We start from the raw sequence: 10,691 nt of genomic DNA, 5'->3' as shown, positions 1-10,691 counted from the left end.
GATTTTAAACGGAAACTTATTTTAGTTGATGTAGTTTCAAAATAAGACTTATATTATCTGTTGAACAATGCCAAGTAATTACTTTACATCAATAGAAGAAAGAGAAAAAATATTTTGCACAGAACTGGTTAAGTACGGTGTGGAGTATGAAAAAGCGGTTATAGCAGCTAAAATTATAGCTTCTGGACAAGGGGATGAGCATTTATCACCCTCAGAGATAAAAATTGTTAAAGATGCTTGCAAAAAGTGGTCAGAACAAAATCAGCGCTTAAAGCGTTTGAAAGCTGTTGTAAATCAAATTTAGTGTAAGTTGACAACAAGTTTCATGCAGTACCCAGGAAGCAATAGGAACAATCAGCCCAATTTCATCAGCATAATAAATAGTTAGACATCAATAACTTGGTGTTCGACTATGAAAGTTCTTGAAACAGAGCGTTTAGTTCTTCGTCGGTTGACAGTTGAAGATAGCGAGTTCATTCTTGAGATATTGAATGACCCTTTGTGGTTGCGCTTTATTGGTGATAAAGGTGTGAGAACTCTTGATGATGCTCGTGAATATATTTTGAAGAATCTGGTTGCTATGTATGAACGTCTCGGTTTCGGATTGTATTTGGTTGAGCTAAAGGGGAAGAGCGTCTCGATTGGAATTTGCGGTTTGATAAAAAGAGATTCCTTGGAGGATGTGGATGTTGGGTTTGCCTTTCTTCCTAAGTTCCGGGGAAAAGGATACGCCTATGAATCTGCTTCTGCTGTCATCATGTATGGGAGAAGAACCTTCGGCTTAACTCGTATTGTCGCTATCACTACACCGGACAATTATGGTTCAGCAAAGCTGCTCAAAAAACTAGGACTAAGCTTTGAGCGAATGATTAAACTATCTGATGATAGTAAAAGTGTTAGTTTGTTCATTTCTGATGTCTAACAATTGCAGTGCAGCGGATTTAAGAAAGCCACTCGTGTTGAGTTGGACTTTTTAGCAACCTCTGACCGCAGCTGTTATGCCGCGAATTTCAGTTACGGTCGAAAGCATTTCACAAGCTCATCAACGATTGCAATTGTGTGTCTGAATTATCTCCCAATTCCTGTTGTAATTGGGATAGTTGATTTTCTAACGCTTCAGCAATCTGAATGAGATTCGATTCTGGGGCTATTTTTAGCTTCATGGCAAGACCATCTGGCAGCCAAGAAGCTAAATGGCTGAAATTCTTCCACTCTACATTTGATGATTTTGGACTATGAGTCATACTAAAAAAAGGCTCATAATTCCAGCAATCACTAACTATATTTCCAAGCAGCCATTTTGCTAAGGAGATAGTTGCAACTGGATTGACATTCATTATTGATGAAAACTTATTAGTAGGGAGGTGAAGCCATGAACCAGTCTCATGAGGAAGACAAAAATAAATTCCTTGACCCTCGTGGTCGCTACTACGGACAAGTTAAACCAGAAAACTTAGTGTTTAATGCTAACTTGCAAGAATTTGCTCAAAAAGTTGGCATGATCACCAGTTTAGAAAGCAATGGTAAGCTTGACCCAGAAGATGCTTATCAGCAAATTAAGGGACTTTGGAAACAGTTAAAGCATAGTAAGAAGGAACTGGGAATTGGTGAGGAGCCATCAGCAACAGCCTGAAGTTATTCTAACTTTGGGGTAATCACCTCAAACTCATTGCGCCTGAGTGACACTAGAGTTAAATTAATGGTCAACTAACTAATGGCACGCTTGTAAACGTGAAATTATCGCTAGGTCTGGGTGTGGGGGGTTGGGTGTCGGGTGTAGGAAACAATATTTACCAGTGTGGATGTGAAGACTACCCGCGAATACCATTCACATAACCAGCCGTTAAATCGTTCTGTGGTGCGGTAAAAATCTGTTCGACTGTACCATACTCGATTAATCTTCCCATTTCTGCTTGTACCCAAAACAGGGCAGCGTAATCGCCAATGCGTCTAGCTTGAGCGAGGTTGTGAGTGACAATTATCACTGTGTAACGTCCTCGCAAACTGGCAATTAAATCCTCAACTACCCCGCTAGAAATCGGATCGAGGGCGCTACAGGGTTCATCAAATAATAAAACTTCTGGTTGCAGGACTAAAGCACGAGCAATACACAAACGCTGCTTTTGTCCACCAGACAGAGATAAGGCAGAGGTATGGAGTCGATCCTTGACTTCGTTCCACAGTCCGACATCTTGAAGTGTGGTTTCAATCAGCCAATCAAGTTTTTCGCGGTTTTTGATCCCGTGTTCTTGTAGTGGAAATGCCAGATTCTTCCAGATTGAGAAGGGGAAAGGATTAGGCTTTTGAAAGATGGTACCCACACGCCGACGTAGGGCGATCGCATCTATGCGATTATTGAGAATTTCTAAACCATCTAAACGAATGCTTCCTACAACTTTAGTATGAGGTATTAAATCAGTCAAGCGATTGAGACAACTCAAAAAACTGGTTTTGCCACAGCCAGAAGGCCCCACCAGTGCAGTAATCTTACCTGCTACTATCGGCATGGTTACGTCTGTAAAAGCAGCTTTTTTGCCATAATATAAACTCAGTTGCTCGGTTTGCATTGAAGGCAGAGATAACCGAGAATTTTGTCTAAGTTGCGATTTGTTCATGAAGATGTAATCCTTCTACCTAACCAAAATTGGGCTGTCCACGTTGCGATACCATTTACCAGCAACAATAAAATCAACAACACCAAGGCAGAGGCGTAGGCGTTAGCATCCCCGCCAGCTACATTCATTGATAAATCGAAAATGTGAATCGATAGCGATCGCCCAGAATCAAGTAATGACTCTGGCATTCGATCTACATAACCACTGGTAAAAATCAGTGCGGCTGTCTCAGCGATCGCTCTGCCAATTCCCAGAACCAGACCCACAACTAATCCAGGTGTCGCTACTGGTAATAGCAATTTGCCTAATGTGGTAGTGCGTGATAATCCTAAAGCCGCAGCCCCTAATCGATAATCAGCCGGAACACTCCGAAATCCTGCTTCTGTGGAACGAATCAGAATTGGCAACACCATACAAGCCAAAGTCAACCCACCGGACAAAATCGAAAAGCCTAATCCCAACTGAATCGAGAAAAATGCGTTACCAAACAAGCCAAAAACAATAGATGGGACTCCCGCCAACACATCCAAACTGCGACGCACTAAACGCCCAAAGACACTTTCAGTGGCTGTAAACTCGGCTAACAGTACGGCAGTACCAACACCAAGGGGGAGAGAAACCGCCATACAAACCCCCAATATCAGACAAGTAGAAATCAGAATCGGGGCAATTCCTCCTTCGCGTCCCGCATTTCGAGGTTCAGTTGTCAAAAATTCCCAGGAAATGTGCCCTACACCGTGCCACACGATATCGCCTAAAATCCAGCAGAAAACGGCACTGACAAATAAAGCGATCGCCCAAAGGACAAGAGTAGGTAGTGGAAGCGATTTTTTAGCCATAAATGTTTTTCCTGCTTATAACTTCGGCAACGCCTACTAAAGCGACGATCGCCACCATCAGCAACAAGCCACTGACAAACAGTGCTGAACGGTGATTTCCTGTGGCATAAGCCATTTCTAAAGCAATATTGGCAGTGAGGGTGCGAAGGGGGTCAAATAAGCTTGTGGGTATTTGGACGACATTGCCACAAACCATCAAAACTGCCATTGTTTCGCCAATAGCCCGTCCCGTTCCTAAAATCAAACCAGTAAATATACCAGACTTAGCAGCCGTTAAAATAACGCTTCTGATTGTTGCCCAGCGAGAAATTCCTAAAGCGGCTGCACCCTGTAAATACTCAGTCGGGACTTCAGAAAAACTGGCTTGTGCTGTTAAGGTGATCATTGGCAAAATCATTAATGTCAAAATAGCGATTCCCGCTAGCAGGCTTGCTCCTGGTGGTTGGAATTTACCAATCAGTGGCACGAGGACGACCAAACCCCAGAACCCGTAAACTACAGAAGGAATACCTGCCAGTAACTCAATTAACTGCCGATAAAATCCGCCAACCAAAGGAGGAGCATAATACTGACAAAATATTGCCGAGCCAATCCCTAAAGGTGCAGCCAACAGCACAGAACCGAGTGTCACCAACAGACTTCCCCACAGCATCGGCATCAGGTTATATAATCCTTCAGCTGGATGCCAAGAGCGATCGCTGAGAAAACGCAACCATCCTACCTGTCGCAGTATCGGCAATGCTTCGAGTAATAAGAATCCGGTAATTAAGACAACAATAATACTTGTGATTAGAGCTAATAACCGTAATATCCACAGGAGAACGATATCACTTTGAGACGGGGACAAAATCTTGCTTTTTAACAATTTCATGGACTTGCGGCGACTGTGCAAACTCAATAAATGCTCCCTCTAACCCTGCCGGCTGAGTTTTAGTAACCAAATTCAGGGGACGGGAAAGTGGAAACTTCCCATTTCGGACATTTTCTGTGGTAGCTGCGACTCCATTCAAAGGCAATAACTTAATCGGATCGCCGTTGTTGATACTAAATTCAGCAGTACCAATAGATACATATCCAATGGCGTTAGGATTACCTGCTACTGTCTTAATGCCTTGCTGATTGTCCCCAATCACAACTGATGATTTGATATCGCTATTCTTGAGTTTGAAGTAGCCAAGAAACAATTCGAGCGTAGAACGTCCCTCAGCTTTGTTGACAACTGTAATCGGTGCATTTTTGCCACTAACTTGTTGCCAGTTGTTAATCTTACCAGTGTAAATATCGATAACTTGTTGATTTGAGAGGGATTTTATAAAATTTTCTTTATGCAAAATAATGCCAATTCCATCGCGGGCAATAGCAAAAGCTTGTAAGTCTTTTTCTTCCTCTTTGAGGCTACGAGATGCCATCCCAATATTGGCAACGCCTGTACGCGCATCAGCAATACCGCGAGATGAACCTCCTGTTTGCACATCCACTCGTACATCAGGATGCTCTGATTCAAATCGCTTACCAATTTCTGCTGCCAACGGTGCTACTGTACTAGAGCCTGTTAAAACTAACTTTCCCTGTAATTGATTGGTTGGTTGAGTAGCTGTTTTTGAAGATTGCGTACAAGATAGTAGTCCCAAGCAAATTGTGAAACCGACATTAATAAATGCTAGGGTTTTGAGTTGTTTCATCGAAAAATTGCGTCTAAATTTTTATTCAAAACAGAGCAGACAACAGCCTAAATCAATTGCTTTACCAGTGTTGACCTGTCGAATCGTCGGTACAAAATGATAAAGTACTGCCTTGCCATCTCGTGTCGCCTCCACAAAACCTGCTTCCCGCAAAATTTTTAAATGGTGGGATAACAAACTCTGCTCTAGCTTCAAGACAGCATTCAGTTCTCCGACGTGTTTCGGGCCTTCCATGAGAATTTTCACAACAGATAGACGTGTCGTATCTGCTAAAGCTTTAAGTTGACGGGCGCAAAAGTCTGTAGATGATGCATTTTTAAAGTTCATCACTTATCCTTGCTATGGCTTGAATAATCATTGATATGAAAAATTTTTCAAACCTTCTAGAGTCTATCATATTTCTTTTTCCAGAGTGATAGAAAGTGCGGAACAGGATCGCACAATTACAGACTATGCATGAATAGCATCGCAATTCAGATCATGACTCATCGGATTCAAGACGTTTGCCCAAGCTGATAACATCGTCAACAACATATCCCAAACGTTCATAAAATCTAATAACTTCGCTATTTGTAGTCCGCACTAGCAAATTAATTTTCGGACAACCTGCTTCCACAAGAAGTTGTTCGGCTTCTAAAATCATCAACCTTCCAATTCCTTGACGCTGATATTGTGGGGCAACTGCAAGGTAATTTATCCAACCTCGATGCCCCTCATACCCTGCCATAACTGTTGCTATAAGCTTCTGCCCAGTTGTACCTACAAGAAAAAGATGGGGTTGTACACAAAGCTTTCGCTCAATGTCCCTTTTGGGATCATTCCAGGGTCGAGTTAAACCACACCGTATCCATAAGGCAATGACGGCAGACTCATCAGTAAGTTCAAAAGTTCGGATCTCTATATCTGCCATCGTAATCATGCTATTTGCATAGCATCGCTATGATCACACTACCTTGATAAACCATCCCGTTGATTTACGCCCGACACAAAGCATAAGCCAAGAATTAACTAATCATTCTCATAGCAAGAATTGCTATATATTTTTCTGCTTGCTTTTTACTCTGGTTCATGAGACTATTAAACTTCATTAAATACGATAACTTGACCGATTAACAGTATTTTGTTCAAAGTGGTTCCAGTAACTAAAACAAGCAGTTGGAAATAGAAGAAGTAAAATATCAGCTTAATCTTGAATCAAGAAGACCGGAAATTTACAGATTGCTCTAGTAGCAAATATATCAAAAAAGCAATGATTACATGACCTAGCGAAAAACTAACTTTGCCACAACTAAAAGCAACCTGTAAAGCAGTCACAAATCTATATACAAGACTGATCTAACTTGTTAATGCCATTCGTCCTGGGGGATCAAACTATGACATCATCAAAGACCTCTAACATTTTTGGTCGGCTTGACCCCTTTGAAGTATCAATCAATAAGCGTAACTCCTTTGTCAGCAATGTCTGGCGACTGCGGCACTGGATGGCTCCGTATCGCTGGCGCATTTCGTTAGCTCTGCTGTTTGCAATGCTTTCGGCTACATCTGCCGTTTTGATACCAGTTGTAGTAAGCCGGGTGGTAGTGGACGGGATCTTGATGCATAATTACCGGACTGATCTACCAGATTATGGACAAACGGCATTAATCCAATGGTTAGCAACTACATTAAACACTGAACAAATAATTGCTGCCGCCCTTGTTGGTTTACTTTGGGTACTGCTGTGGTCTGGCTTTGGGTATGCCTTCCGCTCTCAGCTGTCTTATGCGGCACTGTTGGGTTTGAGTGACTTGCGCCGCGATTTGTTTGCCCATGTTGAGCATTTGCCATCTGCTTTTTACGATCGGGTTATGGTCGGGCAGGTATTGACCCGGATTGCTAACGATATCGAGAGTTTGTCCGAACTTTTGACTGGTGTCGGTGCGTTGGCTGGAGAATTAATTCCATTGGTTGTTGCTGTAAGCGTAATGTTGTCTTTGGATGCGATGCTTACCGTAAAACTATCACCTTTGATGTTGTTTGTGGCGGGTGTAATCGTAATTTTTAGACGTTATTCTAGTTCGATCTATCAGGTCATCCGTGCCACCTTATCGCGTCTCAACGAGCATTTGCACGAACACTTATCGGGAATTGAAATTGTGCAAATGTCCGGGCGAGAAGCACTGAGCTTTCAACAGTACTCTGCTATTAACCAAGCCAATAAAGTAGCCGAGACTAAGGCTATCATGGCAGAGACTGTATACAATCCGATCATCGACAACATATCCTATTTAGCGATCGCTAGTATCTTTTGGTTAGGTGGGCAACACGTACTGAACCAGACTACTACCCTGGGATCGGTCGTGTTGTTCTTGCAATTTAGCGATATGTTGTTCCGTCCGATTGTGGCTTTGGGGGATCAAGCAAATGCGGTGTTTCGAGCGGCGGCAGCAAGCGATCGCATATTCGGGTTGTTGGACAGGAAGGAATCTTTGTCCGTGCCGTTGCAACCTATACCCTTACCTGAAGGTTTGGAAGGTCGAATTGAGTTTCGCGATCTGAATTTTTGTTATGAAAACGGCGAAACAGTTATTTGTCACTTTAATTTTACTGTAGCACCAGGAGAAAACATTGCCATTGTCGGGCCCACTGGTTCTGGCAAGACAACATTGACGCGGCTCATCTGTCGTTTCTACGATGTGCCTGAAAATAGCTTATTCATAGATGGCATCGACATCATGCAGATAGATCCTGCACAGATCCGCAAGCGTGTAGGTATTATCTTTCAAGACTTTCATCTTTTCCCTGGTACTGTCTATGACAACATCGCCTTGGGTAATCCAACTATTACGCGGGAAGATGCTCGAAAAGCCGCTGAACTAATACAGACTCTAGATTTCATTGAAGCCTTGCCACTAGGCTTTGATACGGTATTGGAAGACCGTGGCCAAAATCTATCGCAAGGACAACGCCAGTTATTAGCGTTTACTCGTGTCATTGCCTTAAATCCTGAAATTCTGATTCTGGATGAAGCCACTGCTAGTATTGATCCGGAAACTGAAGCTGCTATACAAGCAGCTTTGGTGAAAGTAACAGCCAACAGAACTTCTATCACCATTGCCCACAGATTACAGACTATTCGCCGAGCAGACCGCATTGTGGTTTTAAATCATGGTCAACTAGTGGAGGTAGGAAACCACAAGGAATTAATGCTTCGTAATGGTTTTTATAAAACCCTTTATGAAGCGCAATTGTACAAACGTAGACGTGAAAACACATCATCCCGCCTAACTCAGGATGTCTAAATATTGAGGCAATTTTTCAGAAATACGTTTGTACAAAAAATGAATCTTAACTAAGCTGATTTGCCAACTGTATTAACTTTATTATTTGATTGGGAATTACAGGCTGTAAGTCTTATTAATATAAATTGCTGTTATTGAGTAATTTGATAAAATAATTGCTTTTATCTAATAGAAATATTTCTCTATACAGCCAAATTCAACTGATAAGAAAATGAAATCAAATTTACATACTTTAACTGTGTTGCAGCGAATTTTTTACTACTTCCAACCTTATCGTTTTCAGTGGTTAATAGCAGTAATAGCTCTTCTGAGCGTTCATGTTGTTGAAGCTGTCATTCCGATCTATTTAAAAGTCGGTATCGATTTGATTTCAAAAGAGGATGAAAATATTTTATTACCGACTCTGGCGATACTTGGTTTGACAGTTGTGCGCTTTGGTATCCTGCACTTTGGCCGTCGCAAAAATGCACTGATTTCAATTTATATATCTTATGATTTACGGCAAGCATTCTATGCACACTTACAAAGGCTTGGTCGTGGCTTCTATGCAAACTATCATTTGGGTGACTTGATTGCACGAGCGACTAATGACATGGAATCCATTCGTCGCTTTTTCCGATCTGGTGTGCATCGATTAGTGAGCCTTATTGCTGTGACGTTGATTGCCCCAATTTTTATGTTACAACAATCGCTCCAGTTGACATTGTTGCTCCTTCCTTTGCTAGTAGTAATAGTTGTTAACGGCTGGTATTTAGCTGGGCGTATTTTGTTGGCATCGGCAGCGGTACAAGCGGGTTTTGGTAAGTTGACAGAAACAGTACAGCAAAACCTCAAGGGTATTCGTACCATTCAGTCTCATGCCCAGGAAGAGCGTGAGATTAACCATTTTACAGGCGTGTCAAATTCTTATGCGCTAGCTCATCAAAAGTTGATCAATTTGAACGCTATTCTCACTGCCTCCATTGTGCTGAGTAGTGGTTTGATGACCTTAATCGTTGTTGGTGTGGGTGGTAAGCAAGTCTTAGCTGGGCAAATCAGTGTTGGCACGCTGACAGCTTTCATCTTTTATTTAGCAATGATTTTGGGGGTGATCAAGGAAAGCAGTTTTGTTATGTATGCTTTGCTCAATGCCATTACAGCTGCAACCAGAGTATTTGAGATTATGGATGAAAAGCCAGAGATTCAAGATGTTCCAACAAGCTTATCAGCCCAGCCTATCAATGGCGAAATTGCAATTGAAAATCTATTGTATAGTTACCCAGTTAGTGCTGGGCTGGCATCGCGTCTGGTTCTAGAACAGATATCCCTGAGTATCAGCCCTGGCGAAATGATTGCTATCATCGGTCGTGTCGGCTCTGGCAAATCTACCTTGTTACGACTGCTGGCCAGGCAATTGGAGCCTAATAGTGGACAAATCAAATTGGATGGGCAAGATTTAAAAGACGTTCCACTGAATCACTTGCGTCAGAATCTGTCATTTGTACCCCAAGATGCTTTCTTATTTGCAGCACCAATTTCAGAAAATATCTCATTCGATAAGCCAGATCGACCACCCGAATCTATTTGGCAGGCTGCTCGATATGCACAGCTTGAAGCAACAATTAATAAATTTAGTGCAGGTTTATCCACATTGATTGGCGAGCGTGGGGTAACTTTATCAGGTGGACAGAAACAAAGAACCAGCCTAGCTCGTGGACTGATTCGCCAGACCCCCATCTTGCTGTTAGACGATTGTTTTTCTGCATTAGATACTAAAACTGAGGCTTTAGTTCTATCGCAATTGCGAGCGATCAGGAATGGACTTACTACAGTATTAGTTTCTCACCGTTTGTTGGCGACACGTTATGTAGATAGGATATACGTACTTGAGCAAGGGCGTATCGGCCCCGGTCTGGTTGCGAGTCATCGGATACCACAGGTGAGCCTCATCGACGACGACAACCGCAGTCGCGGGAATCCAGTTGGCGTCAGGGCCTTCGGTGACATCAGGACCATGCTGAATGCAGAACTGACGGAGAATTTGATCTTCGGTGAGCGGGGATTCGCTGCGGAAGTTTTTGGATTTATCGCGGAGGTCTTGAAGAGCAGCGGCGCGACGGATGAAGCGGTCGAAGTGTTCGCGCGTGAGGTGATGGAGCAATCCGGCCCGGTGTCGATCGCCTTTGAGCTTGAGCCACGCACGGCATCGAGTGAACTTGAGAGGAAGGTGCGTGTAGACCGGGCGAGCCTGTTCCAGCACGGTGCGAATGACGCGGCGGACGGCCACATAGGACT

The 10,691-nt window shown here is 42.8% G+C and carries 12 protein-coding genes; 5 read left to right on the top strand and 7 right to left on the bottom strand.

What is annotated here, in order from left to right; translation table 11 throughout:
• Nucleotides 1-67: 67 nt before the first annotated feature.
• Nucleotides 68-304, top strand: a complete 237-nt coding sequence (locus tag G1O98_RS32715) for a hypothetical protein (RefSeq protein WP_163937305.1) — start codon at nucleotides 68-70, stop codon at nucleotides 302-304.
• Nucleotides 305-412: 108 nt separating this feature from the next.
• Nucleotides 413-922 carry a GNAT family N-acetyltransferase gene (locus G1O98_RS32710; RefSeq protein WP_163937302.1) on the top strand — a complete coding sequence of 170 codons (510 nt, stop codon included), beginning with the start codon at nucleotides 413-415 and terminating at the stop codon, nucleotides 920-922.
• Nucleotides 923-1,031: 109 nt separating this feature from the next.
• On the opposite strand, the gene G1O98_RS32705 is transcribed toward G1O98_RS32710, so the two are convergent.
• Nucleotides 1,032-1,337, bottom strand: a complete 306-nt coding sequence (locus G1O98_RS32705; protein WP_163937298.1) for a hypothetical protein — start codon at nucleotides 1,335-1,337, stop codon at nucleotides 1,032-1,034.
• 35 nt (nucleotides 1,338-1,372) lie between these two features.
• Between G1O98_RS32705 and G1O98_RS32700 the strand changes: the two genes are divergently transcribed.
• Complete coding sequence (locus G1O98_RS32700; RefSeq protein ID WP_163937294.1) at nucleotides 1,373-1,633, top strand: hypothetical protein; 261 nt, start codon at nucleotides 1,373-1,375, stop codon at nucleotides 1,631-1,633.
• Between the two features lie 178 nt (nucleotides 1,634-1,811).
• On the opposite strand, the gene G1O98_RS32695 is transcribed toward G1O98_RS32700, so the two are convergent.
• From G1O98_RS32695 to G1O98_RS32670, 6 genes are all read right to left on the bottom strand, one after another.
• Nucleotides 1,812-2,615 carry a phosphate ABC transporter ATP-binding protein gene (locus G1O98_RS32695; RefSeq protein WP_163937291.1) on the bottom strand — a complete coding sequence of 268 codons (804 nt, stop codon included), beginning with the start codon at nucleotides 2,613-2,615 and terminating at the stop codon, nucleotides 1,812-1,814.
• Nucleotides 2,612-3,454, bottom strand: coding sequence for a phosphate ABC transporter permease PstA (gene pstA, locus G1O98_RS32690; RefSeq protein ID WP_163937288.1), 843 nt, complete (start codon nucleotides 3,452-3,454; stop codon nucleotides 2,612-2,614). The genes G1O98_RS32695 and pstA overlap by 4 nt, the downstream gene beginning before the upstream one ends.
• Nucleotides 3,447-4,301, bottom strand: coding sequence for a phosphate ABC transporter permease subunit PstC (gene pstC, locus G1O98_RS32685; protein ID WP_243458615.1), 855 nt, complete (start codon nucleotides 4,299-4,301; stop codon nucleotides 3,447-3,449). Before pstC ends, pstA begins: the two co-directional genes overlap by 8 nt.
• A complete protein-coding gene (locus tag G1O98_RS32680) occupies nucleotides 4,282-5,136 on the bottom strand; it encodes a phosphate ABC transporter substrate-binding protein (RefSeq protein WP_163937283.1) in 855 nt (284 codons plus the stop codon). The genes pstC and G1O98_RS32680 overlap by 20 nt, the downstream gene beginning before the upstream one ends.
• Before the next feature lie 21 nt (nucleotides 5,137-5,157).
• A complete protein-coding gene (locus tag G1O98_RS32675) occupies nucleotides 5,158-5,463 on the bottom strand; it encodes a metalloregulator ArsR/SmtB family transcription factor (protein WP_163937280.1) in 306 nt (101 codons plus the stop codon).
• A gap of 151 nt (nucleotides 5,464-5,614) precedes the next feature.
• Nucleotides 5,615-6,046 (bottom strand): GNAT family acetyltransferase, encoded by a 432-nt coding sequence (locus tag G1O98_RS32670; protein ID WP_163937277.1) that lies wholly within the window; start codon nucleotides 6,044-6,046, stop codon nucleotides 5,615-5,617.
• Nucleotides 6,047-6,509: 463 nt separating this feature from the next.
• Here G1O98_RS32670 and G1O98_RS32665 point away from each other — a divergent pair, with 463 nt between their 5' ends.
• Both G1O98_RS32665 and G1O98_RS32660 read left to right on the top strand, forming a co-directional pair.
• Nucleotides 6,510-8,417 (top strand): ABC transporter ATP-binding protein, encoded by a 1,908-nt coding sequence (locus G1O98_RS32665; RefSeq protein WP_163937274.1) that lies wholly within the window; start codon nucleotides 6,510-6,512, stop codon nucleotides 8,415-8,417.
• Nucleotides 8,418-8,628: 211 nt separating this feature from the next.
• On the top strand, nucleotides 8,629-10,691 hold a 2,063-nt coding region (locus G1O98_RS32660; RefSeq protein ID WP_163937271.1), incomplete at its 3' end, for an ABC transporter ATP-binding protein.

It is taken from the genome of Nostoc sp. UIC 10630, assembly GCF_010747425.1.
Lineage (GTDB): Bacteria > Cyanobacteriota > Cyanobacteriia > Cyanobacteriales > Nostocaceae > Nostoc.
Note: the sequence above shows the minus strand (reverse complement) of the source record. Positions and strands in the feature narration are given on the sequence as shown.

Excerpts from the sequence above, each read along its gene's own strand:
- G1O98_RS32715 (WP_163937305.1), top strand. The coding sequence starts at position 68 with ATGCCAAGTAATTACTTTACATCAATAGAAGAAAGAGAAAAAATATTT.
- G1O98_RS32705 (WP_163937298.1), bottom strand. The coding sequence starts at position 1,337 with ATGAATGTCAATCCAGTTGCAACTATCTCCTTAGCAAAATGGCTGCTT.
- G1O98_RS32700 (WP_163937294.1), top strand. The coding sequence starts at position 1,373 with ATGAACCAGTCTCATGAGGAAGACAAAAATAAATTCCTTGACCCTCGT.
- G1O98_RS32680 (WP_163937283.1), bottom strand. The coding sequence starts at position 5,136 with ATGAAACAACTCAAAACCCTAGCATTTATTAATGTCGGTTTCACAATT.
- pstA (WP_163937288.1), bottom strand. The coding sequence starts at position 3,454 with ATGGCTAAAAAATCGCTTCCACTACCTACTCTTGTCCTTTGGGCGATC.
- G1O98_RS32675 (WP_163937280.1), bottom strand. The coding sequence starts at position 5,463 with ATGAACTTTAAAAATGCATCATCTACAGACTTTTGCGCCCGTCAACTT.
- G1O98_RS32670 (WP_163937277.1), bottom strand. The coding sequence starts at position 6,046 with ATGGCAGATATAGAGATCCGAACTTTTGAACTTACTGATGAGTCTGCC.
- G1O98_RS32665 (WP_163937274.1), top strand. The coding sequence starts at position 6,510 with ATGACATCATCAAAGACCTCTAACATTTTTGGTCGGCTTGACCCCTTT.
- G1O98_RS32710 (WP_163937302.1), top strand. The coding sequence starts at position 413 with ATGAAAGTTCTTGAAACAGAGCGTTTAGTTCTTCGTCGGTTGACAGTT.
- G1O98_RS32695 (WP_163937291.1), bottom strand. The coding sequence starts at position 2,615 with ATGAACAAATCGCAACTTAGACAAAATTCTCGGTTATCTCTGCCTTCA.